Origin of the sequence: Cupriavidus sp. USMAA2-4 (genome assembly GCF_001854305.1) — a bacterium.
In the GTDB taxonomy this organism is placed as follows: domain Bacteria; phylum Pseudomonadota; class Gammaproteobacteria; order Burkholderiales; family Burkholderiaceae; genus Cupriavidus; species Cupriavidus malaysiensis.
Window position 1 is genome coordinate 1,465,034 of the sequence record NZ_CP017748.1, and the last position, 24,050, is coordinate 1,489,083.

The window sequence follows — 24,050 nt, forward strand, 5'->3', positions numbered from 1 at the left end:
AGTAGCCCGAGCATGGCGGCCGATCCCTCTCCCCTTACCGTCCTGATCGTCGAGGACGACCCCGACGTCCGCCTCGGCTGCGAGCAGGCGCTCAAGCTCGAAGGCATCGCCACGCGCGGCGTGGGCAGCGCCGAGGCCGCGCTGCGCGAGGTCCAGGCCGGCTACCCCGGCATCGTCGTGTCCGACATCCGCCTGCCGGGCAGCGACGGCATGTCCCTGCTGGACGCGCTCAAGGCGCGCGACCCCGCCCTGCCGGTGGTGATGATCACCGGCCACGGCGACGTCACGCTGGCGGTCCAGGCCATGAAGCGCGGCGCCTACGATTTCCTCGAGAAGCCGTTCTCGCCCGAGCACCTGGTCGACGTGGCGCGGCGCGCCCTGGAGCAGCGCCGGCTGACGCGCGAGGTGGCAGAACTGCGCGCGCGCCTGTCCGGCCGCGAGAAGCTGGAAGCCCGGCTGATCGGCGTCTCGCCCGCCATCGAGCGGCTGCGCCGCCTGATCGCCGACGTGGCCGACACGGCCGCCAACGTGCTGATCCACGGCGAGACCGGCACCGGCAAGGAGCTGGTGGCGCGCTGCCTGCACGAGGCCAGCGCGCGCCACAGCAAGCATTTCGTCGCCATCAACTGCGGCGGCCTGCCCGAGCAACTGTTCGAGAGCGAGATCTTCGGCCACGAGGCCGGCTCCTTCACCGGCGCGGCGCGGCGCCGCATCGGCAAGATCGAGCACGCCGAGGGCGGCACGCTCTTCCTCGACGAGATCGAGAGCATGCCGATGCCGCTGCAGATCAAGCTGCTGCGCGTGCTGCAGGAACGCGTGGTGGAGCGGCTGGGCTCGAACCAGCCGGTCTCGGTCAACACCCGCGTGGTAGCCGCCACCAAGGCCGACCTGCGCGCGCTGGCCGATGCCGGCCAGTTCCGCGCCGACCTCTACTACCGGCTCAACGTGGTCACGCTGGAACTGCCGCCGCTGCGCGAACGGCGCGAAGACATCCCGCTGCTGTTCGAGCACTTCGTCGCCCAGGCCGCGCTGCGCTTCGAGCGCGAGGCCGTGCCGGCCACGCCGGCGGAACAGGCCGCGCTGGTGGCCTATCCCTGGCCCGGCAATGTGCGCGAACTGCGCAACCTGGCCGAGCGCCACGTGCTCGGCCTGGGCTGCCAGCCCGGCCAGGACGCGCCGCCGCCGGCGGCACTGCCGCTGGCGCAGGCCGTGGAGCAATTCGAGCGTGCCCTGATCGCCGACGCGCTGCGCCGCCACGACGGCAGCCTCAGCCGCGCCAGCGAGGCGCTCGGCGTGGCCAAGACCACGCTGTTCGACAAGATCCGCAAGTACGGGCTGCAGCAGGGGTAAGCGCGAGGCCGGGAGCGGGGCCAAGAGGCGAACGCGCCATCGGCGCCGGCACCCGGCCTGACCAGGCGCGCCAGCCCACTCGCCGCTGGCGTGTTGTGAGATGATCTCCCCCAGCGCGTGCAAGGCATCGAGGATGGCGCGCGAGCGGGTATCTGCCAACGGTTCGACACCGGCTGCGGAACTCCGCCGGCAGTCGCCAGGGCCGCCGGAGCCGCCGCAGCGACCCGCCGCATGCCGGCCAGGATGCGGTGGCGCCATGCATGAAGCCGTCCCGAGATACCCGCTGGCCGCGCCGGCCGCGCCGACCGGCTTGCCGGATGGATCCACTGGGCGTCCCGAGGAAAACAATGCACATACAACCCGTCATCCTGTGTGGCGGCAGCGGTACGCGGCTATGGCCGATGTCCCGCAGCGGCCATCCCAAGCAATACCTGCGGCTCACCGGCGACGACTCGCTGGCACAGCAGACGGCGCTGCGCCTGCAGCATCTGCCAGGCGCCGCCGCGCCCATCGTGGTCACCAACAACGAGCAGCGCTTCCTGATCGCGGAGCAGCTGCGCCAGGTCGGCGTGACACCCGCCTCGATCGTGCTTGAGCCGGTCGGCCGCAATACCGCGCCCGCCATCGCCGTCGCGGCGCTGCTCGCCATGCGCGCAGCGCCCGATGCGCTGCTGCTCGTGCTGCCGTCCGATCACGCGATCGCGCATGACGCGGCCTTTGCGGCTGCCGTGCAGCATGCCTTGCCAGTGGCTGCCGACGACTACCTCGTCACCTTCGGCATCGCGCCGACGCAGCCGCACACGGGCTACGGCTATATCCGGCGCGGCAGCCCGCTGGCCGGCCGGCCCAAGGCCTACGCGGTCGACGCCTTCGTCGAGAAGCCGGATGCGCCGACCGCGCAGGGCTTCCTCGCCGCAGGCGGCTATTACTGGAACAGCGGCATGTTCCTGCTGAAGGCCTCGGCCTACCTGGAGGAACTGCGCCGCCATGCGCCGGAGATCGCGCGCCAGGCGGCGCTCGCATTCGAGCAGGCGAAGCAGGACCACGATTTCCTCCGCCTCGATGCGCAAGCCTTCCACGCCTGCCCCGACATCTCGATCGACTATGCCGTGATGGAGAAGACCGGCCGCGCGGCGGTGGTGGAGGCGGCCGACCTGGGCTGGAACGATATCGGCTCGTGGAGCGCGCTCGCCGACATCGCCGCCAAGGACGCGCACGGCAACGCGCTGATCGGCGACGTCTACGCCGAAGCGGTGACGAATGCCTACATCCGCGCCGAACACCGCATGGTCGCGGCGCTCGGCGTCGAGAACGTGGTGATCGTGGAAACCGGCGACGCGGTGCTGGTCGCGCATCGCGACAAGGTGCAGGACGTGAAGAAGGTCGTCGAATGGCTGAACAAGTCGGGCCGGCGCGAATCGCTCACGCACCGGCGCGTGGTCCGCCCCTGGGGCTCGTACGAAGGCGTCGACCAGGGCGAGCGCTTCCAGGTCAAGCGCATCGTCGTCAATCCCGGCCAGCAGCTCAGCCTGCAGATGCACCACCACCGCGCCGAGCACTGGATCATCGTGAAGGGCACCGCGCTGGTGACCATCGGCGACAAGGAATGCATGCTGACGGAAAACCAGTCAACGTACATTCCGCTCGGCACGGTGCACCGCCTGGCCAACCCCGGCAAGATCCCCCTCGAGATGATCGAAGTGCAGTCCGGCGCCTATCTCGGCGAAGACGACATCGTGCGCTTCGAGGACACCTACGGCCGCGCGGCAGAGTAAGCCGGCACGCCGGTCCGCTTCCGCCAGCCCCGGGCGGTCCGGCCAGCGCGGCTAGTCCGGCTAGTTCGGCGTGATCTCGATCTCATACCAGGGGCTGGACGTCGCCGCGTCGCGCTGCAAGGCGATGGTCCAGCCCGACGGCCCGCTGCTGACCTCGGGCAGGCGCGGCCCGCTGCGCCGCTGCCCGGTGCCATCGAGCGGGTAGATCCTGAGCACGCCCGGACGCGCGCCCAAACCCAGCGTGACGGGCAGGCGCGCCATCCAGGTGGGCGGCTCGGTCGCGCGCGGCGGCGCGTCACCGCCGGCCGCGCCGGCCGCGCCGGCCACGCCGGACGCCAAGGTCAGCCAGCGGAGGTCGCCGTCATAGGGCACGATCCTGGCCGGCCGGCCAGGATCGGCACCAGCGGCGGCACCAGCGGCGGCACCAGCGGCGGCACCAGCAGCAGTACCGGCAGCGGCGCCAGGTGAGGCCCCCAAGGTAAGCGTTCCCATCGATAGCAGCATATGCCGCGACCGGCCCAGGTCGGCGCCATCCAGGGAGGCCAGCCACACGCTGGCGCTGCCCTGGCCGCCCGCGTCGAACTGCATCCAGGCCGCCTCCGTGCCGAGGCGGGCGGAGGCGGTGGTGCCGAACAAGCCCCACAGGCGCGGCGTGTCGACCAGCAGACGACCGGCCACGGGATCGAAGCGGACCGCGCCGTCGGGCGTCACATAGGGGCCCTGGCCCGGCGCGGGCAGGCGCACCGAAGCCGCCGCCGGCGCCAGGTCCGCGGCGACCCGGCCGCGCCAGGCCAGCTCGGGGGTGGCGCCGAGCCGCTCGTGCAGATCGTGCTCGAGCGCATCGGCCCGCTCGCTCAGGCCGATCCGGAGGCGGTCGGCCGGCGCCAGCGGCAGGTCGATCCGATCCGGCAGCGGCGCCAGGCCGAAAGTGCGGAACAGGCGGGCGCTGGGCCCGGCCAGCACATACTTGCCCCAGTCGCCGGCCAGGTTGAAACGGGCCGGCGCGCGCGGCGGCGTGGCGCTGTCGCTGTACTCGAAGAAGAAGATGCCGTCCCAGTCCTGCTGCGCCGCGAGCAGGCTCATGATCGGGATGATCTCGCTGCCGCGCGGATTGGGGAACGGTTCGTTGTACTCGCTGACGACGAAGGGACGCCGGCGGTCGCGCCGCTGGCCCAGCGCCAGCAGCCGGTTCATCTCGTCCGCGCTGGCCGACAGCACCGGGATGCGCCAGCGCCCCGCGTCGCCCCGCCCGCCGGGATAGTTCGGATGCGCGACGTAGATATGCTCGTCGATAAAATCCATCGACGCCTGCGCGTCGAAATTCATCGCGCCGCCAAAGGTCATCTGCGTACCCGTGACGGGCACCAGCGGATCGCCGGCCTCATGCACGGCGGCGCGCAGGCGGTCGAAGTAGGCCTTGTCGGTGGCGGCCAGGAACTCCAGGAAATCGCTCAGGCGCCGCTGCGCGCCCTGGCCGCGGGCCCGGCCCGGCTCGGGCAGGCGGGCCGCGCTGTCGGGACCGTCGTCGCAGCCGCCCCAGGCGTCGCATGCCGCCGCCAGCGTCGCATAGCGCTGCTGGAGCCAGCCGCGCCAGCGCCGCCTGAGCTCGGGCGCGTAGGCCGACGGGATGGCCTCGCTCCAGTGGCCGTTGTGCCAGGCGTTGAGCAGCGACGATTCATTGTCGATCTCGACCAGCGCGAGCGCCGGGTTGCGCCACAGGCCGAGGCCGTCGATCAGTCCGCGCGCGTAGCCGATCTGCCGCGCGATCAGGCGCTCGTCGTAGACGTGGATCGGCGCGTCCAGCGGCGGCATGGTCATGCCGTCGTCCAGTGCCGGCAGGTCGTCGACGGCCGGCCGGAAGCGGTAGCCGACGTGCAGGTTCAGGTCGATATAGATGCCTTCGCTCGCCAGCGCATCGATCAGGTGGCGCAGGCGCGCGACGGCCACCGGATTGAAACTCGGATAGGGGCCGCTCGACAGGATGCTGAGCGGCGCCTCGCGCTCGTCGGAGGGCAGCGAATCGAGATGATGCAGGCGCACCGCATTGACGCCGAGCTTGCGCAAGCGCCTGGCCAGCGCCACCGCGCCCGCCGCATCGGGGAAATTGCCGCCGAAGGTCAGGTTGACGCCGAACAGCCGGACACGCCGGTCGTCGGCCGTGCCCGGCGCCAGGTCGGCGCCCACCTGGTAGAAGTGCCCGTCGCGCACGAACAGGCGGGAAGCGGCATCGAGCGGCGTGTTCAGCGCGGATTGATCCGGCGCGCCGCGCAGCGCATCCTCGTCGATCTCGAAGCGGAAGTAGCTGGCCTCGCGCGGCACCATGCCGCGCCAGGCGCGTTCGGCGATCTGGCCGGAAGCCGGCAGCATCAGCGAGGCCGCCAGGGCGAGCGGCAGCAGGAGCCGCGGCAGCAGGCCGCGCCGGGGGCGCGTCATCCCGCCGCGAGCCCGGGACGGCGCCGCGCTTGCGGCAAGGCCTTCCGGCTCGTCGCGAGCCTGGCACTGACCACCATCGCGGAGTAGAGGAAGATGATGTTCTGGAACGCGGTATTGGCGAGCAACTGCGTCTCGGAGAAATTGCTGATCAGGATCGATACGAACAGCGCCATATGCATGGCGGCGTCCTCGCTGTCGATGAAATACAGGCGGACCAGGCTGACGGCATGCCAGAGCAAGGCGCCCAGGAACAGGCCCAGGCCGACCAGGCCCAGCTCGTTGAGGACGTCCAGGTAGCCATTGTGCGCATGCGGCGGCATCCAGCCGAGTGCCTGCTCGACGTACTGGGCCGGCCCGCCCTCCCCCGTCCAGAACGCACCGTAGCCGCCGCCCAGCAACTGGTGCTTGCTGATCGACAGCCAGACCATGGCCCAGATCTGGTCGCGCCCGGTCAGGTCGCTGCTCTTGTTGAACAGCCCCGTCACCAGGCCGCGCACATCCTCGACCCCGGGCATGCGTCCGGCCACGACGAAGAAGAGCAGCAAGGCGTACATGACGAACAGCCCGCCGCCGAGCAGCAGCATCGAGCCGGTGCGGCCGTCCGTCAGCTTGCGGCGCGTCGTCAGGTAGATCAGGAAGGAAATGCCGGTGATCAGCTGCGCGGTCGCGCTCTTGGCCATGGCCAGCATGAACAGGCTGAACAGCAGGCCGGCGGTCGTCGCGCGCACGTTCGCGTCCGGCGCCAGGCGCTCGCGCAGCCACAGCAGCGCGGCCACCGCGGCAACGCTGCCGAGCATGTTCTTCTGCCACATGATGCCGCGCCAGGCGCCGCCGAGCAGGTAGTCGACGCCGACCGCCGGCCACAGCACCGCGACCAAGGCCGAAACCGCCAGCAGGATGGTCAGCGTGCCCAGCGCCACGCGGAACAGCTGGCGCGGTTCGCTGAACGGCGGCGACAAGGCGAAACCGGTCAGCATCATGCCGGCGAACATCACCGCGCGCTTGAGCGTGAGGACGGGGAACGGCGACCAGAGCGCGGTCGCCGCGCAGTACAGCAGCAACGCCACCAGGAACGGATTGATGCCGCGCAGCCGCGCCAGCGTGTCCTGCGGACGGCGCCAGGCCAGCCAGGCACAGACCGCATAGATAGAGCCGAACTCGACCTGCCGGAGCGCCGAGCCGCCGGTGATGGTGTGATCCGCCGCCGGCCCGATCTCGCTCATCGACAGCGTATCCGGGACCAGCGCGCACACGAAGCTGAAGCCGATCAGCAGCCGCATCAGCCAGCGCTGGCGCACCTCCCAGCGCGCCGCCTCTTGCGACTGGGCAGCGCCGTCACCGGCAGCACCCGCCGTACCCGCCGCGCCATCCGGCCGGGCCGGCGAGGAGAATCGCGTCGGCTCGCTCGCCATGCCGCTCAGCGTCCGCGGCCCGCCAGCGGCCAGGGCAGCCAGCTGCGCAGCAAGCCACGCAGCCGCCCGGCCAGCCCGTCGGCGCGCGGCTCGGGCGGCGCATACTCGTTGTAGACCGTGCCCAGCACCTTGACGTTGGCGCTCTCCAGCAGGCGCGCCGTCTCCTCCAGCTCCGACATCAGCGTGACATCCTTGCGCGCCACCAGCAGGCAGGCATCGACCTGCCGGGCGATCGACAGCGCGTCACCCGAGGTGTTCGCCGCCGGCGTCTTCACGATGAAGATCTCGAAGGCATCGACGTAGCTGTCCAGGATGCGCCGCAACGCGGCGTCGCGCAGCAGCTCGGCGGGATTCGGCGGCTGCGGCCCGGCGTCCAGGATGCCGAGCGCGGCAATGCCGGGAATGGTGCGATAGGCACCGGGCGGCTGGCGCCCGGCCAGCATGCTCGACAGCCCCGTCGGCTGCGCCGGCCCCATCATCTCGCGCTGCCCGCTGGCATGCAGGTCGGCATTCACGAGCAGGGCATTGCGGCCGATCTGCGCGAACGCCACCACCAGGCTCGATGCCAGGTAGGCACAGCCCGCCTCTGCGCTTGGGCTGACCAGCGCGAGCGAGAAATGCCGCTGCCCCTCCATCCCCATCGAGATCCGCGCGCGCAGCTGCCGGATGGCCTCGGCCTCCTGGCCGAACGGATCGGCGGCGATCGCCAGGGGCAGCTCGATCGGGCGGGTCAGCGTGGAGACTTCATACTGGTATTGCTCGGCGAGGACGGCCGACACCATCTGGTCGGAGACGAAGCCGAGCTGCACGGCGGCCTGGCCGAAGCGCAGGTTCCGCGCCGCCTGGAACTCGACCACGCGCTGGACCTGGGCCTGCGTCAACAGGCCGGCCCGCACGAAGCGATCCCCCATGCGCTCCATCGCCATGGGCGCGGCGGCGGCCATGTCTTGCTCGCCGCGCACTTGCTCGCCGCGCACTTGCTCGTCGCGCACTTGCTCGCCGCGCTCCTGCTCCTCGGGCGCCAGCTTCGCGGAAGTATCGTTCATGTCTTCGTGGCCACAGGGCGACCGATATGGCCGATCATGTTCAGGGCCGGGTTGCGCGACAGGTCTTGCGCGCAGCGCACCCGGCGCTTGCCCAGCTCCAGCAGCAGGGCCAGGCCGATCCCGCCGAGCACGCCGACCAGCATCCCGGCCAACAGGCTGCGGGTCACCTTCGGGCTCGACGGCTTGACCGGCGTGCCCGCCACGTGCAGCACGACCATGCGCGGCAGCGTCACGCTGCTGGCCATCAGCACACTGCCGTACTTCTGCAGGACGTCGTTGTACACCCGCTCGGCGCCATCGAGCTGCCGCTGGTAGGCGGCAATGCGGTCGCGCTCGCCCAACTGCTGCAGCACGTGCTTGCGCTGCGCCTCGATATCGCTGTCGAGTGCGGCCGCCTGGGCCTGGAGACGGGCGAGATCGTCGCGCTGCGCGGACAGCGCGGCCTGCGCCGCAACCGCCACACGCGACTGCAGGCGCTGCCGTTCCGCCAGCAGCCCGCGCACGGTCGGATGGTTCCGCCCCAGCGCGCCATCGACCGTGCCGATCTGCCGGTTGACCTGGGTCAGGCCCTCGCGCAGTTCGTTGAGCGAGGCCAGCGTGGCCAGTTGCGGCAAGTCCTCCGGACGGGTCCCGGCCGCCAGCAGCTTGCCGGTGGCCTCGTTGCGCGCGCGCGCATCGCGGATCTGCGCCTGCAGCGTCTGCTGCTCGCTCAGCATGTCGTGCAGGCGCCGCGTCGACTCCATATTGTCGGGCTGCTGGTCGATGTTGCCGGTCTGCTCCCGGTACTTGGTCAGGTCGGACTGGATCGTGTTGACTTCACGCCGCAACTGCTCGAGCTGGGCGTTGTATTGCTGGCTGACCGAGCGTGCCGACGACTGCGAAACCTCCTGGCTGAGCGCAAGGTAGGCATTGACGATCGCATTGGCGCCGTCGCGGGCCCGGGTCGGCGAGTCGCCGGCAAACGACACCTGCAGGATCCGGCTGCCATGGCCCCCCGTCACGGTCAGGTTCCTGGCCACGCTCTGCACCAGCAGGTCGCGCGCCTTGGCATCGTTGGTGCCATTGGCGCCATCGGACACCAGCAGCCCTTGTGTCTTGAGCATGCGCTCGATCACGGCAGGGCTCTGGATCATGTCGATCTGCGTCTGGATGTAGTTGTCATCCGACGTCGCCGACAGCGACGAGTACATGGTGCCGTCGAGCGGGTTGTTCGCCTTGAAATCGACGTAGACATCCGACGAGGCGGTCCACAGGCGCGGCCGCACGGCCAGCAGCAATGCGGTCGCCAGCAGGGTGGCCAGGGCCACGCCGACGATGACGCGACGGCGTGCGAAAAGAATCGCACCCAACTGGTTCGCATTGACCGACAAAAGACCCGCATCAGACGGTCTTGAATTCACCACGCAACACCCTCTCTGATATCGCCCAGCCGACGGGGGCAGATTTTAACCCAGGAGCACCGTCCGCCCGCGGCGGAATAGCGGGCGGTAAACCCCCGCAATATGCCCCCGCAATATGCGCGGAACAGACGCTTGGTGAATGCGCACCGGAATACGCCACGATAGTCGTTGACAGTCCATTTTGCTATCCACCATCATACGGGCTGCCTGGCACACCAACTGCGCCAACTGCATATAGCACCAAGTACACCAACCGCACCAACTGCACCAACTGCACCAACCGCAACAACTGTGTCATATGTGCCATGGCATTCCGTATTTGCCATATCGGCGCCATGTGCTATAGAAAGTTTATGACTCCCCCGCAGCAGCCCCCAGGGGATCCGAGCATCGGCTGATCAGACCAAGAAATCGCCATGTTTTTGCAACCGTGGCTGCCCAGTCACCATCTCCGATCGTTCCTGGTCCTGGCCGGCATGGTCAGCGCCCTGGTCAATGCCGCCTCCTTCGCGGTACTGCTCCTCTCTCAAGGCGTCGACGCCAATCTCGAACCGTACGCCCTGATCATGATCGCGCTGATCGCCCTCAGCGCCTTCGCGTCCTATGCCAGTTTCCCGCTGCTGATCAGCGCGCGCAGTGCATCGTGGATGCTGGGCCACGGCATCCTGCGCTGGTTCCGCGTGCCGCTGACGCTGTCCTTCGGCCTGGTCCTGATGGCCCACGGCGTCGGCAACTGGCTGGCCCATTCGCACAGCCTGCTGCTCACCTGGGGCTTCGTCGCCCTGGGGCTGCAGATCGCCAGCCTGATGCTCCTGCGCAATGTTGCCGGCTACGTCAACAACCTGCCGGGCAGCCGGCGCCGGGCCGTCTTCCTGGGCAACATCGCCCCCGACGCCCGCGAACTGAACCTGCGGCTGCAGCGTTCGCCGATCCTCGGCATGCACGTGACGGGCTTCTATGCCGGAACACCCCCCTCGAGTGGGGAGTCGATCGATTCCCTGCCCTACCTGGGCAACTACGACGATGCCGTCCAGCATCTGATGGCGGGCCGCTTCGAGGCGGCCATCCTGACCCAGCACATCCATGACGACCGCACCGGCATCGCGCGCATCGTCGACCACCTCTACGACTCCACCGCCTCCATCTACCTGATGCCGATGCCGCAGTTCCTCGGGCCGGTCATGCCCCGGCTGACGGAAATCGCCGGCATCCCGCTGCTGACGGTCCACTCGAGCAAGATCCTGGGCCTGTCGCGGCTGCTCAAGCGCGCCATGGACGTGGTGGTCGCCGCCGCGGCGCTGCTCGTGCTGTGGCCGCTGCTGCTGGCCATCGCGTGCATCATCCGGCTGGACTCGCCGGGCCCGATCCTGTTCCGCCAGACCCGCTACGGCGAACGCGGCACCCCCATCACCATCCTCAAGTTCCGCTCGATGAAGGTCGAGGGCAGCGCAGCCACCGACGGCGTGCTGCGCCAGGCAACGATGCACGACGACCGCGTGACGCGGGTCGGCCGCATCCTGCGCCGCTCGTCGCTCGATGAATTGCCGCAGCTTTTCAACGTGCTGAGCGGCTCCATGAGCGTGGTGGGCCCGCGCCCGCACGCGGCCCAGCACAATGAGCTGTACCGCGCCCGGATCCCCGGCTACATGCTGCGCCACAGCGTCAAGCCGGGCATGACCGGCTGGGCGCAGATCCACGGGCTGCGCGGCGAAACCGATACGCTCGACAAGATGGAGCGCCGCATCGAGTTCGACCGCTACTACATCATGAACTGGTCGCTGCTGCTCGACCTGAAGATCCTGCTGCGCACGGTCCCGGCCGTGCTCGCGCAGGTGCGGGCGACGTATTGAGCGGCCGGCCGCGCAAGCGATCGTGCGGCCATGCCGAAGCCCTTCGGCATGGCACCGCCGGTCACGCCGCCCGTCAGCCCCGTCAGCCCCGTCAGCAGAGCGTCAGCGCAGGATAGGCTTCACCGCAGAGGCTGGGCTTCAGCAGGCTGCGCACCGCCTGGTTGCCACGGCTGCCGAAGGTGTATTCGAAACCGAGCCGCACATAGCGCCGGTTGTAATCGTCGTAGGCATAGCTGCCCCGCTGCAGCGTGCTGACGAAATCGAGCATCCAGCGCATATTGTCCGTGGGCGACCACTGAAGCCGCGCGCCGTAGGCCGGCAGGCGAAGCTGGTCGGATCCGGAAATCGCCGCCGAACTGGTGTAGTCCTTCTGCAAGGCGTGCTGATAGAACAGGGACAGCGTCGTCTTGCTGGTCGCCTTCCAGGCCAGCCCGATCAAGCCCCCCGTCTGCGTCGAGTAAATCACCTGCGGCTGCGTATTGTTCGCATACGGCCGGCGCCAGAGGCGGATATCGAATTGCAGCTTGGGCGAGAAATCATATAAGGCGCGCACATTGAAGGTCACGAGCCGGGTATCGCGCGCCGACAGGTTCGCGTAGGTCCGCTGCAACAGGCTGGCGCGGGCGCCGATCCAGGTCTTGGGACTCACGTACCACTGCGCCCCGGAGAACCATTCGGTATCGCTGTAGGCATTGTCGATGATCGCAACCTGCTCATCGGAGCGCCAGGGATAAGCCGCATTGGTGCGGCGATACCCCAGTTCCACCGCCGAGCTGTCGGCACGGTCCGGATCCGCCGCATAGCGCGTGGAGACCTGCCAGCCGTTCTGGTTGCTGTTGTACAACTGGCGGCTGTAGGGCACGTCGTAGCGCGCGGTGGCGTGGAACACCCGCAGGGCCGGCAAGGTCAACTCGTCGGTCACGCGCAGCCCGAGCTCCGCGCTGGCGTCCTGGTTCACCTGCATGTCGCGCGCGGGCCAGACCTGGTTCAGCGCGCCGTTGAGCTGGCTGAAGTAGCCGTAGTGAAGGTTGCCGGCCAGCAGCCGGCCCGCCCGCCAGTAGAAGGTGGAGTTGACGAAGGCAGGCTGGTGGTCGAGCTGCCGGCTGCTGCTGTAGCGCACATCGGAAGCACTGGCGGCCAGGTCCAGGCGCGTTTCCGGCGAGGCGAGCGGCCAGCTCAGGCCCAGTCCCAGCGTATTGGCCACCACCGCGGCGCCATGGATATCGCCGGCCATCGACTCGGGCAGGCCGCCCGGGTTGCCCTGATACTGGACCGAGCTGCCGAGCTGGATCGCGTACTCCGGCGGTACGCCCCAGCCCGACAAGGGGGAAGACATCAGCGCCACCAGTGCAGCCTGCACCCAGCGTCGCGATTCAGTGCCCCTCATGCCTCCCCATGGCGCATCCGCGCACGCCACTCTCGCCAGCACAGGCGCAGGAACTTGGGATCGTCGACCAGATAGCGGCGCCACAGCCGCCGCGGATTGTTGACCAGCCGCCACAGCCACTCCAGCCCGGCGGACTGCATCCACTGCGGTGCGCGCCGCTGCATGCCGATGGCGAACTCCATCGCCGCGCCGACGCAAAGCACGATGCCGCCGGGCAGCTGGCTGGCGTAGTGCAGGGCCCACTGCTCCTGCTTCGGCATGCCCACGCACAGGAACACGATGTCGGGCGCCCGTTCGCGCGCGAGCCGGGCAAAGGACTCGCCCTCCGGACCGGTGGGATCGAACTGCATCGAGGGGCTGACGATCTCGATGTCGAGCCCCGCATAGGTATGGGAAAAACTCTCCAGCAGCTGGGGTTCGGACCCCGGCTGGCCGCCGAGCAGCAGGATCTTCAGGTGGCGCTGCTGCGCCTCGCGGCACAAGGCGTCGAACAGATCGGCGCCCGTCACGCGCTCGGGCAGCGGGCGTCCCAGCAGGCGGCTCGCCCACACCACCGGCATGCCGTCGGCGAAGATGAAATCGGCCTGGCTGTAGCGCTCACGGAATTCGGGCGCGCCGTCCAGCCGGACCAGGTGATCGACATTGGGCGTCACCACCACGCGCGCGGCGCCGCCGCGCTGCATGGCAGCCGTCACGAGCTGCTCCACCGCCTGGTCGAACGATGCCGCATCGACCGCGAGGCCGAACAGGCGGACCTTGACCTGCTCGAGCAGTGAATCTACCTGCGACACGGTACGATTCCCGGGCGACTGAGAACCCATCACATAGCCTCCGTGGCAAAAGATTGGAGTCCGGCGACGCTTCCATCCGCGGATCCCCGGCCGGCGGCGGCGCCCTGATAAGATGGCGCCCGCATGGCCGAGAAACCGCATGACTGAAACACCTCGTCGACTTAGCTCTCGGACTTGGCCCTCGTCGACCTGGCTGTCGTAAAGTACCTTTGTACTTTAGTACCTTTGCCGATTCTCGTACTTTCGCCGACTATCGTTCTTTCGTTAACTTTGCTTGCTCAGCTTCGTTAACTCACTTACGTTGGCTTACGCATACGCGGCAACTCACAAAGGATGGAACATACCGTGTCGGCATTTGGATGGCAACTCAAAATTTCGCTGCTTGTTGCGGCGGCGTCGGTGGCGGCACTGATCGCCGGCACTGCAGGCGCGCAAGGCCTCCCGGCGACCGATATCAACCAGGCGATCACCACCCCGGGACCGCTGCCTGACTCGTCCGGCAGCATCGCCAGCGTCGGGCCGGGCGACACGCTGGCCATTTCCATCATGGGCCCGGGCGGCGCCAACGCCAATGTGACGGTCGATGCCGACGGCAAGATCGTCGTGCCCTTCGTCGGCACCATGCAGGCGGCCGGCAAGACACCTGCGGCGATCGGGCAACAGATCGCCGACGCCTTGCGCACCCGCGGCTACCTGGAACACGCGCAGGTCGCCGTCGAAGTGCTCGCGGTACGCAGCCGCGTGGTGTCCATCCTCGGCAGCGTCGCGCGCCCGGGCCGCTACGCGCTCACCAATCACCTGAGCCTGCTCGAACTGCTGGCACTGGCGGGCGGCTCGACCGCCGATGCGGGCAACACCGCCGTGCTGATCCGCCGCGTCGACGACAAGCAGGAGCGCATCCCGCTCTACCTCGACAACAGCCAGCACCCCAGCCGGGACATCCAGGACACCGACCTGAAGGCGAACGACATCGTGTTCGTGCCGAAGGTGCAGAAGTTCTACGTCTACGGCGAAGTCGGCAAGCCGGGAGCCTATCCGGTCGAAGACCGCCTGAACGTGATGCGGGCCATCGCCATCGCCGGCGGCCTCACGCCGCGCAGCTCCGACCGCCGCATCCAGCTGGAACACATGGACGAAGCCACCGGCAAGCTTGGCAGCGAGCAAGCCAACCTCACCGATCCCGTGCGTCCCGGCGACGTCGTGCGCGTCGGCGAACGGATCTTCTGATTCCGACGCAGCAAGCCGTGAACCGCCGAGCCACGCGCGCACAGCCCGCCACATGATCGAAGACGCCAACCACATTCCCGCCGGCTCGCTGCTCAAGGCAGACGTCTGCATCGTCGGGGCCGGTGCCGCCGGCATCACCCTCGCGCTGGCCCTGCGCGACAGCGGCCTCGATATCGTGCTGCTCGAAAGCGGCGGCGACAGCGACGATGCCGCCACCCAGCAGCTCTACGCCGGCAGCGTGGCCGATGCGCGCCTGCATCCGCCGGCCGACCACTACCGCGTGCGCCGCTTCGGCGGCTCGACCACGCTGTGGGGCGGACGCTGCATGCCGCTCGACGCCATCGACTTCGAAGCGCGCGACTACATCGCGCACAGCGGCTGGCCCATCGCCCTGAGCGATCTGCTGCCCTATTACCCGCGCGCCAACCAGCTGTGCGAGGCCGGCGATTTCGCCTACAGCGCCGCGGCCGTGCCCGGCATGCGCCCGATGATCGAAGGGTTCGACAGCGGACTGTTCTCCACCGACGCGCTGGAACGCTTCAGTTGCCCGACCGATTTCGGCCAGCGCTACCGGCACCGCCTCGCCACCGCCGCGCTGCGCGTGATCCAGCACGCGAACCTGCGCGCGCTGCCCCTCGACGGCAGCGGGCAACGGGTCGGCCCGGCCCAGGTGCGCACCCTGGCAGGCAATCATTTCACCGTCGATGCGCGCGCCTTCGTGCTCGCCACCGGCGGGCTGGAAGTGCCGCGCCTGCTGCTGGCCAATCCCGGCCGCAGCGGCCGCGGACTGGGCAACGCGCACGACGTGGTCGGCCGCTACTACATGTCCCACCTGGCCGGCACCATCGGCACGGTCGACCTGTCGGCCGCGCGCTCGGTCTGGCATGGCTACGAGGTCTCCGACGAGGGCATCTACTGCCGCCGCCGGCTGGCCCTGCTGCCGCAGGCGCAGCGCGCGCTGCACGCCGGCAATTTCATCGCGCGCCTGCATCACCCGCGCATCCCGGACCCCGGCCACGGCAATGGCGCGCTGTCCCTGCTCTACCTCGCCCGGCCGTTCATCCCGCGCGAATACGCCAAGCGGCTGGACGCCGACGAGCCGATGTCGGCCGGCGCGGCGCTCGGCCACCTGCGCAACGTCATCGTCGGCGCGCCCGCCACCGCGCGCTTTCTCGCGCACTGGATCCGGCGCCGCAACCTGGCGGCGCGCAAGTTCCCGTCGATCATCATCCGCCCGGACAACCTGCGCTTCAGCCTGGATTTCCATGCCGAGCAGGAGCCCAACCCGGACAGCCGGGTGAGGCTCGGCACGGACACCGATGCCCTCGGCATGCCGCGCCTGCATATCGACTGGCGCTACAGCCAGCAGGACACCGACACCGTCAGCCGCTCGCTCGCGGCGCTCGCGCAGGAACTGCGCGCCAGCGGCGCCGGCACCTTCGACTACGATCCGCAGCAGGTCGAGGCAGAGATGACCCGCTATGGCGCCTACGGCGGCCATCACATCGGCACCGCCCGCATGGGCGTCGATGCCCGCACCAGCGTGGTCGACCCCGACTGCCGCGTGCATGAAGCCGGCAATCTCTACATTGCCGGCGCCGCGGTGTTCCCCACCTCCGGGCAGGCCAATCCCACCCTGACCATCGTCGCACTGGCGCTGCGCCTGGCCGATCACCTGCGCAAGACCTATGCGCGGACGCCAGAGGCGGCCAGCGGCATCACCACCCGGCGAGCACAAGAGGAAGACTTGGCATGACGATCCGTGTACTGGTACTCGGCGCAACGGGTTTCCTCGGCCGGCGGCTGGTCGGCGCGCTGGCCGCGAGCGACTGGGCGCAACCGCTTGCCGCCTCGCGCGGCGCAGGCCGGGCCGGCCTGCCGGGCGCGCTGGCACTCGATGCGACCGACGCCGCCGCCCTGGGCACGGCCCTGCAACAGGTCGACGCGGTCATCAATGCCGTCGCCGGGCAGCCGGCCACCATCGCCGCCAGCGCGCAAGCCTTGCGCAGCGCGCTGGACCGGCGCGGCCAGCCCGCCCTGCCGCTGGTCCATTTCAGCTCGATGGCCGTCTACGGTTCCGCCGCGGGCACCATCGACGAATCCTGCCCGTTCGGCAGCGATACCAGCCCGTATGGCCAGGCCAAGGTGGCCGCCGAGCAACGGCTCGGCGACTACGCCGGCTGCGTCACGCTGCGCCCCGGCTGTATCTACGGCGGCGGCAGCCCGCAATGGTCGACACGCATCGCGCAACTGCTGCGCGCCCATCGCATCGGCGACCTCGGCGCCGCCGGCGACGGCTGCAGCAACCTGGTGCACGTCGATGACGTGGTCCAGGCCACGCTGGCCGCGCTGCGCCTGCCGGCGGCGGCCGGGCAGGCCTACAACCTGGCGATGGCGCAGGCGCCGAGCTGGAACGAGTACTTCATCGCCTATGCGCGGGCGCTGCGCGCCACGCCGGTGCAGCGCATCGGCGCGCGCCGGCTGGCACTGGAAACGCGCCTGCTCGCGCCGGCGCTGAAGATCGCGGAAATCGCCGGCCGCAGGATCGGCCTGCGCACGCCGCCCCCGGTGCCGCCATCGCTGGCGCGCCTGTGGCAGGACAGCCCCCGGCTCGACTCCACGCGCGCGCAGCGCACCTTCGCGCTGCGCTGGACACCGCTGCAGGCCGCCCTGGACAGGGAAGCCAGCACCTGAACCACGCCGCCGCAGCGCCCACGCACCCGAACGCCAAAGAGACCCCGGGGAACCCAGCATGACCTACCGCTACCGGACCGCCGCCCAGATCAGCACCTACCCGCTGGACTATCCGCATGCCGCGCACCTGCTCGCGCACCAGATCCGCGTCTGGGCGCCGATGGTCGAGCGTGTCGTGGTCACGATCGACACCTACCGCAGCCGCTCGGGCCGCTACCGTGGCAATCGCTATGACGAGAACCTGCGCGCCCTGCGCGAACTCGCGCTGAGCCTGCGCGGGGCGGGCCGGCAGGTGGACGTGATCGAGGTCGACTACAGCCCCGAGGCGCGGCGCGAGGTGGCGCGCGCCTTCTTCGGCCAGGACGACATGCCCGCCAAGGCCTGGGACGGCGGCCCGTTCTATGCCTACTTCTACGGCCTGCACCATGCCGAGGCGCGCTATGTCGCCCACTTCGACGGCGACATGCTGTTCGGCGGCGGCAGCCGGACCTGGATGGACGATGCGATCCGCTGCATGGAAGCGGATCCCGACGTGCTGCTCACCGGCCCGTTTCCCGGCCCGCCCCGCCCCGACTTCGCCATCTTCGGCCATGGCGACACCCCGCCCCGGCGCGAACAGGTCGCGGGCAACGCGGCCTATCGCTTCCAGTTCGTCAGCACCCGGATCTTCATGATGGACATGGCGCGCCTGCGCGAGCGCGTGGGCACGCTGCCGCTGTACCGGCCGAACGCGCGGAGCCGCCTCAAGTCCATCCTGCTGGGCAACCCGCCGGACGTCATCGAGGCGGAACGCCTGCTCGGCAGGATCCTGCGCGAGCGCGGCCTGTACCGCGTCGACATGCTGGGAGCGGCACCGGGACTCTGGTCACTGCACCCGCCGTATCGCGGCCCCAACTTCTATGGCGGACTGCCCCGCCTGGTCGAGGCGGTCGAGAGCGGCCACGTGCCCGCCGAGCAGCGTGGCCACTACGATGTGCACGACAGCCTGGTCGACTGGTCTTCCGAACGCCTGCGCACGCGCCGCCACAAGCGCCTGCTGCGCCTGCTCAAGGACCGGCTGGGCGGGTTCGCGTGACGGGCCGCAGGCGCCGGCTCAAGATCCGCGTGAGCGGCTGCTCGAGCCCCCGGTAGCAGATCAGCGCGGCCACGATCACCGCCGCCAGCGCCAGGGCCGAATAGGCCAGCTGCGCGCCGAGCCCGTTCACCCAGCCACCGCGGCGCCAGAGCTGCACCGTGGCCGACAGCACCATGGGATGCAGCAGGTAGAGCGAGTAGGACGCATCGCCGAGCCGCTGCAGCCACGGCCACTGCGGCACGGCGCGCGCGCGCTCCAGCGCCAGCGCGCCGGCCAGGATGGCGGCGGCCGGCAGCCCCATGGTGAGCAGGCGCGACATGCCGAGACCACCGCACACCGCCAGCGCCACACCGCCGCCCGCGAGCAGGCACCAGCCGGCGGCACGTCCGGGATTCAGGCGGCCGTGCGCGTAGGCACAGCCGAGCGCCATGCCAAGCACGAACTCCAGCACGATATCCGAGGTGTAGAACAACCAGATGCCGCCGGCCTTCCCGGTCCAGGCCTGCCACAGCACCGGCGCGCCCAGTGCCAGCGCGCTGGCCGCCAGGCGCCAGCCCTCGCGCCAGCGCAGGGTCAGGCCGAACAGCAGGTAGAAGAACATCTCGTAGTTCAAGGTCCAGCCCGGAATCACCACGGGTTCGATCTGGCCGGTGCCGGCACTCACCGAAGGCAGGAACAGGAACGAGGCCACCGTATGCCAGCCGTCGTAGCGCGAGTTCTGGACCGCCTGCGGGGCAACCAGCATGATGGTCACGGTCAAGACCGTCAGCAGCCAGTAGAGCGGCACGATCCTGACGATGCGGCGCACGTAGAAATCGGTGGGAGTGGTCGGCCGGGCCGCCGTCGTGGTCCACATGATGAAGCCGCTGATCACGAAGAACACGTCCACGCCGCCGGCAAGCCATCCCGGCCACGCGCCCTGGTAACCCAGGCGCTGCCATTGCACGCCCAGGTGCAGCAGCACCACCATCAGCGCGGCGATCGCGCGCAGGTACTGGATCGACACCATGGCCTTGTCCGCGCGCGCGGCCTCCTTGGCCGCCACGCCCGCCGCCGTCCCGGCTGCCGCACTCATCGTCCGCCTCCTTCGCGCACGTCGGCACCTGCGTTGGCACGCGCATCGGCACGCACCTCGCGCCAGGCGAGCACGCCGACCGCCACGCAACAACCGACCTCACCCACCAGGATGCCGATCACCGCGCCCATCGGGCCCAGCCGCAGCATGCCGAGATAGCTGCACGCCAGGGACAGGACCGCGCAGACCAGCGTGGTCATGGTCAGCAGCCGGAAGCGCTGGCGCAGCACCACCACCAGCGTGGGCGGCTCGCGCATCACCATCAGCAGGAACAGCACGCTCCACAGCAGCAGCAGCATGTCGCGCTGGGGGAAGTCCTTGTGCATCAGGCTCAGGAAGATCCAGTCGCGCATCAGCCAGGCCAGGCCGGCATAGACAACCGTCAGCGCCCCGATGCCGGCGGAGAATGCCAGCAGGCGGCGCAGGGTCCGGCGCGCGCCGTGCTCGTACAGCCAGGAAGAAGCCAGCGGCGTGAGCTGGCGCTGCACCCCGGCGGACAGCAGGTTGACCGGCATCATGATCAGGCGCGAGGCGCCCAGCGCGGCCACCGCGGCCAGGTCCAGCGTCGCCGCGGCCACCATGTTGTAGCCCTGGTTGAAGCACCAGTAGATGACACCGCCCGACGCGGCCCAGAAACCGACGCGCGCGATCTCGTACAGGCGCCCGCCGCGGCTCGACCAATCGATCTCGTCGCCGAGATGGGCACCCAGGCCACGCCCGCTCAGGATAGCGCCGACCGTCGACGCCACCAGCACGATGGCGGCCGCGAACGGCGAGTGGATGGCCAGCCAGCATCCCGCCAGCAGCACCGCCACATAGCAGGTATCGGCCAGCAGCACGGCGTGCGGCCGGTGGTACATCATCAGCACGCCGCGGAAATACTCGCGGTACAGCGCCGCCAGCACGAAGGGGATCGCCACGAACAGCAGGATCGGCTGTTCGAGCCGGCCCCAGGCCCACAGCCCGCCCGCCACCAGCAGCGCCAGCAGGCCGGCGGCGATACCCAGGCGGCGCTGGTCGCGCCACAAGCTGCCCAGCCATTGGCGCCGCTCAACCTCCGACAGCCCCGGCAGCCGGATCACCAGCGGCGTACCGATGAAGGTGCCCTGCAGCGTCGTCAGCAGCATCATCGTGTTGAAGGCGAGGATGTAGTAGCCGTACTGCACCTCGGACGCATAGCGGATCAGGCTCAGCCCCGCGGCGAAGTTGGCCGCCGACAGCAGCGCCTGGTCGACCACCGAACTGCCGAACAGCTTGGCCAGCGGCAGCGCCGGCAAACGCGCGGTGCTCATCGGGACTCCCGGTCGGTCTTGATCCAGCGGGCATTGCCGCGATGCCTGAGCAGCGCCCACAGCTTCCAGAGAATGAAGGCCGGCGCGCGCAGCAGGTCCCACAGCGCACGCGCGCCCAGGCCCGACAACTGCCAGCCGCGCAGCACATGCAGCGTCAGCACGGCCAGCAGCGCGACGGCCAGCACGCTCCAGCGATAGAAGCCGGCACCCGGCAGCCAGAGCTGGACGGCCACGCTGGCGCCCAGCAGCAGCACGATCTGCAGGCCGATATAGCCGAGCGGCAGGGTCAGCAGGTCGAAGGCCAGTTCAAGGGAGATCCAGCTGCGGCGGCGCAAGGCATCGGCGAGCAGGCGTCCGGTATAGGCACGGACCACGGCCAGGCGGCCGCCCTCCCAGCGCTGGCGCTGGGTCGTCGCGGCACGGCCGCCGCTGATCAGCTCCGCATCCGCGCTGGCCTCGTCCACATAGCCCACGCGCACGCCCGCCAGGCCCAGCAGGATCCCGTACTCGAGATCCTCGACCAGCGAATACACCTGGAACGGATGCCGGCGCAGCAGCGCGTGCGTCAGGCACATGCCGTTGCCGCGCAAGCCGCAGGAGGCGCGCAGGCGCTCGCGCGCGCGCGAGCGGACATCGTGGAAGGCGGCGTAGGCAATCGTGATCAGGCGCGTGCGGACCGAATCGTCGGGATTGAGCACGCCATAACGTACCTGCAGCGCTTCGGCCCCGGCCTCGATGCGCGCCGCGCAGGCCGCCAGCAGATTGGGCGTCACCACGGTGTCGGCATCGACCACCACCACCGCATCCGCCACGCCATCCGCGGCGCTGCGCGCAATACCGAACTCCAGCGCATAACCCTTGCCGCGCCGCACGTCATCGCTGCGCTCGATCACCCACGCGCCGGCATCGCGGGCCAGCTGCGCGGTGGTGTCGGTGCAGTTGTCGGCGATCACCATCACGCGGAAGCCTTCGCGCGGCCAATCCAGCGCGACCAGGCTGCGTACCGTGCGCTCGATCACGGCCGCCTCGTCATGCGCGGGCACCAGGACATCGAAGCGCAGGCTGCGCCGGCGCGGCTGCGGGCGCGCGAGCCGGGCCGACAGCAGGGTCAGCGTGCCCAGGTAGACCGTCGCCAGCGTCACCGGCAGGGCAAGGCATGCGAGCAGGGCATGGAGCAACAGCGGGACCAGGAGCGTCAGCGTCATGGGGAACGGTTCAAAAGGGAGTCGGGCACCGACGGGCTACGCACATGCGCACGCATACACCGCTACGCATACTCACGATAGTGCCAACCGCCCAGCACCGACAGCTTGCCCACGTTGGCGCTGCAGCGCGCGAGCCAGTAGACAGCATGATGGCGGCCGAAGGGCAGCGTGAGCAAGGCCAAACCCGCGGAGAGGGCGGCCTGCGCGCCGGCGCGGGCATAGAACAGCAGGCTGCGCAAGGCACCCGGCCGGCCGCCCAGCTTGCCGGCGCGGAAGTGCCGGGCGAAATCCTGGCCGCCGCGCATGGCGCGCTTCAGGATCCAATCCACCTGCATGCGCGCGTCGGCCACCGGTTCGGTCACCGCCGCCTCCTCCGACCAGACGATGCGTGCGCCACCATTGACCAGGCGCATCAGCATATCGCCATCTTCCCCGCCGGTCAGGCCGAACGCCGGGTCGAAGACCGGGTCGATCCGCTTCAGCCAGGCGGCCGCCAGCAGCGCATTGCCGATGCGCATCACGTTGTGCGGCACGATGGTGCCGCTCGCCATATGCGGATCGTCGTAGAGCTTGCCGCGCCGCACCCAGGCCGGCGCGTGCGGCGGCAGCTCGGGCACCACCGGCGCCAGGATGCCGTCGGCCTGGTACTGGTCGCGCGCCGCCTCCAGCGCCTCGAGCCAGCGCGGCGGGGCACGTTCATCGTCGTCGATGAAGGCAAGCCAGGCGCCATCGGCCAGGGCGACGGCGCAATTGCGCGTGAGGGAGATATTCTTCTGGGGCTGGATCTGATAGACCCAGGCAACTTCGGGCCAGCGGCGCTGCCAGGCCGCCACCACGTCGGCGGCGCTGCCGAGCGGATCGTTGTCCACCACCACGATCTGCTGCGGCGCATGCGTCTGGGCGGCCAGATCCCCGAGCAGGGCATCGAGCAAGGCAGCGCGCCGATAGGTAGCGATGCACACGCTCAACCGTGGCCGGTCCATCATCGCAAGCCCTCCATAACTGTGCCCCGCGCCCGTGTTCCCCGAGCCCGCTTCCTGCGGTCTCCCGCGTGGAACCATCCGCCCCGTGCGTCGAATCCGCGTAATGTAGCATGGCGCCTGCGCCGGCAGCGCATACCAGGCCTCGCCCCAGGGGATGGGAAATGCGCCACTGCCAGGAGGCGCCTCGTGCCAGCGGGCGGCCCGGAGACACGGCGGCGCCGCGATACCGCTGTACGGAAGCGGCGCACAAAAAAACAGTGCCCGCATCACTGCGGGCACAAGGAAAGTGTCCAAGCACGCGCAGCCGCCAGGCCGCGCACTATGTCTAACGGCAAAACCGGAACAGACTTGAGGGCCGTGCCGGGCCGGCCGGCGAGTGCCGCCACGGCCGCGCGGCCGGCGCACCGCCAGCCAGCACACGCGCCTTCCGCCCTCGCCCCCCCCCCCTACTTCGCGGCATTTCCGCGCGCGGCACCGATGCACTACACTCGATTCACTGTGCCGCGCGGCAAGCGCCGCCCGTCCGTCGCCATGGCGGACCCGACTCTGTGGAGGGCCAGATGAAGCACGCACCGGTAATCCTGGGCATGTTGTGCATGGCAGCCGGACTGGCGTACGCGGACGACTCCGCGCACGCCATCGATGGCGCGATCGCCGAGGCCATCGTACGCGGCGGCGCGGGCTACGCCCCGCACCCGCCGAGCGCGCCGGAGACCTCGCCTGCAGCGCTGCGCGAGCCGCCTCCCCTCTCCGATGCCACCTGCGAAAGCCTGCGCGCCCGGCTGGCCCACGGCAGCGCCGCCGCGCCGCATGGCACGGGCCATTCGCTGGTGATGCCGGACGGCCGGTCGCTCACCGACGCAGCCAGCCGGCAGGAACGCGAGGAACTCGAGCATACGGTGCAGGCGCGCTGCCGCTCTTGATCCCTGGTCCTTGATCCTCGGACCTTGATCCGCGCAAGCGGAGTCCTGCGCCACGATCCTGCGCCGCGTACGGCGCGGCTTGTTGCTCGGCTTGTTGCTCGGCTTGTTGCTCGGCTTGTTGCTCCGCTCTTG

General features: G+C 69.7%; 18 protein-coding genes. 8 read left to right on the plus strand and 10 right to left on the minus strand.

The features are described from left to right. Window positions 1–12: 12 nt before the first annotated feature. Entirely contained in the window at window positions 13–1,350 is a 1,338-nt protein-coding gene (locus BKK79_RS06485; protein ID WP_071011484.1) for a sigma-54-dependent transcriptional regulator, read from the plus strand. Between the two features lie 347 nt (window positions 1,351–1,697). Further along, complete coding sequence (locus BKK79_RS06490) at window positions 1,698–3,125, plus strand: mannose-1-phosphate guanylyltransferase/mannose-6-phosphate isomerase (protein WP_071037373.1); 1,428 nt, start codon at window positions 1,698–1,700, stop codon at window positions 3,123–3,125. Between the two features lie 60 nt (window positions 3,126–3,185). On the opposite strand, the gene BKK79_RS06495 is transcribed toward BKK79_RS06490, so the two are convergent. Genes BKK79_RS06495 through BKK79_RS06510 form a run of 4 tightly spaced genes read right to left on the minus strand, consistent with a single transcriptional unit; the run spans window position 3,186 to window position 9,365 of the window. Continuing rightward, a complete protein-coding gene (locus BKK79_RS06495; protein WP_071037374.1) occupies window positions 3,186–5,558 on the minus strand; it encodes a beta-galactosidase in 2,373 nt (790 codons plus the stop codon). Next, entirely contained in the window at window positions 5,555–6,970 is a 1,416-nt protein-coding gene (locus tag BKK79_RS06500) for an O-antigen ligase family protein (RefSeq protein WP_071037375.1), read from the minus strand. The genes BKK79_RS06495 and BKK79_RS06500 overlap by 4 nt, the downstream gene beginning before the upstream one ends. A gap of 5 nt (window positions 6,971–6,975) precedes the next feature. Then, window positions 6,976–8,016 (minus strand): CpsD/CapB family tyrosine-protein kinase, encoded by a 1,041-nt coding sequence (locus BKK79_RS06505; RefSeq protein WP_157128394.1) that lies wholly within the window; start codon window positions 8,014–8,016, stop codon window positions 6,976–6,978. Beyond that, entirely contained in the window at window positions 8,013–9,365 is a 1,353-nt protein-coding gene (locus BKK79_RS06510; RefSeq protein ID WP_157903164.1) for a GumC family protein, read from the minus strand. The genes BKK79_RS06505 and BKK79_RS06510 overlap by 4 nt, the downstream gene beginning before the upstream one ends. A gap of 467 nt (window positions 9,366–9,832) precedes the next feature. Here BKK79_RS06510 and BKK79_RS06515 point away from each other — a divergent pair, with 467 nt between their 5' ends. Beyond that, window positions 9,833–11,266, plus strand: a complete 1,434-nt coding sequence (locus BKK79_RS06515) for an undecaprenyl-phosphate glucose phosphotransferase (protein ID WP_084084529.1) — start codon at window positions 9,833–9,835, stop codon at window positions 11,264–11,266. Between the two features lie 91 nt (window positions 11,267–11,357). On the opposite strand, the gene BKK79_RS06520 is transcribed toward BKK79_RS06515, so the two are convergent. Further along, entirely contained in the window at window positions 11,358–12,653 is a 1,296-nt protein-coding gene (locus tag BKK79_RS06520; RefSeq protein WP_157128395.1) for a hypothetical protein, read from the minus strand. Then, on the minus strand, window positions 12,650–13,444 hold the full coding sequence (locus BKK79_RS06525) for a WecB/TagA/CpsF family glycosyltransferase (protein WP_231907990.1): 795 nt from the start codon (window positions 13,442–13,444) through the stop codon (window positions 12,650–12,652). Before BKK79_RS06525 ends, BKK79_RS06520 begins: the two co-directional genes overlap by 4 nt. A gap of 345 nt (window positions 13,445–13,789) precedes the next feature. On the opposite strand from BKK79_RS06525, the gene BKK79_RS06530 reads away from it, so the two are divergent. From BKK79_RS06530 to BKK79_RS06545, 4 genes are read left to right on the plus strand one after another with little or no spacing between them, the layout of a single operon-like run. Further along, on the plus strand, window positions 13,790–14,671 hold the full coding sequence (locus BKK79_RS06530) for an SLBB domain-containing protein (protein WP_198173315.1): 882 nt from the start codon (window positions 13,790–13,792) through the stop codon (window positions 14,669–14,671). Window positions 14,672–14,723: 52 nt separating this feature from the next. Then, window positions 14,724–16,427 (plus strand): FAD-dependent oxidoreductase, encoded by a 1,704-nt coding sequence (locus tag BKK79_RS06535; protein WP_071037377.1) that lies wholly within the window; start codon window positions 14,724–14,726, stop codon window positions 16,425–16,427. Beyond that, the gene (locus BKK79_RS06540) at window positions 16,424–17,365 is read left to right on the plus strand and encodes an NAD-dependent epimerase/dehydratase family protein (RefSeq protein WP_071037378.1); all 942 of its coding nucleotides are present in this window, start codon (window positions 16,424–16,426) and stop codon (window positions 17,363–17,365) included. The genes BKK79_RS06535 and BKK79_RS06540 overlap by 4 nt, the downstream gene beginning before the upstream one ends. 58 nt (window positions 17,366–17,423) lie before the next feature. Then, the gene (locus BKK79_RS06545) at window positions 17,424–18,440 is read left to right on the plus strand and encodes a capsular biosynthesis protein (RefSeq protein ID WP_071011468.1); all 1,017 of its coding nucleotides are present in this window, start codon (window positions 17,424–17,426) and stop codon (window positions 18,438–18,440) included. On the opposite strand, the gene BKK79_RS06550 is transcribed toward BKK79_RS06545, so the two are convergent. The 4 genes from BKK79_RS06550 to BKK79_RS06565 form a co-directional block, all read right to left on the minus strand. Further along, a complete protein-coding gene (locus BKK79_RS06550) occupies window positions 18,412–19,515 on the minus strand; it encodes an acyltransferase family protein (RefSeq protein WP_071037379.1) in 1,104 nt (367 codons plus the stop codon). The two genes, BKK79_RS06545 and BKK79_RS06550, sit on opposite strands and share 29 nt — an antisense overlap. Continuing rightward, the gene (locus tag BKK79_RS06555; protein ID WP_071011465.1) at window positions 19,512–20,807 is read right to left on the minus strand and encodes a lipopolysaccharide biosynthesis protein; all 1,296 of its coding nucleotides are present in this window, start codon (window positions 20,805–20,807) and stop codon (window positions 19,512–19,514) included. Before BKK79_RS06555 ends, BKK79_RS06550 begins: the two co-directional genes overlap by 4 nt. Continuing rightward, window positions 20,804–22,012 carry a glycosyltransferase family 2 protein gene (locus BKK79_RS06560; RefSeq protein WP_071037380.1) on the minus strand — a complete coding sequence of 403 codons (1,209 nt, stop codon included), beginning with the start codon at window positions 22,010–22,012 and terminating at the stop codon, window positions 20,804–20,806. Before BKK79_RS06560 ends, BKK79_RS06555 begins: the two co-directional genes overlap by 4 nt. A 62-nt stretch (window positions 22,013–22,074) precedes the next feature. Beyond that, window positions 22,075–22,998: a glycosyltransferase family 2 protein gene (locus BKK79_RS06565; RefSeq protein ID WP_231907989.1), complete on the minus strand. Its 924-nt coding sequence runs from the start codon at window positions 22,996–22,998 to the stop codon at window positions 22,075–22,077. A 557-nt stretch (window positions 22,999–23,555) separates the two neighbouring features. Here BKK79_RS06565 and BKK79_RS06570 point away from each other — a divergent pair. Then, a complete protein-coding gene (locus BKK79_RS06570; protein ID WP_071011462.1) occupies window positions 23,556–23,918 on the plus strand; it encodes a hypothetical protein in 363 nt (120 codons plus the stop codon). The last annotated feature ends 132 nt before the right edge of the window (window positions 23,919–24,050 follow it).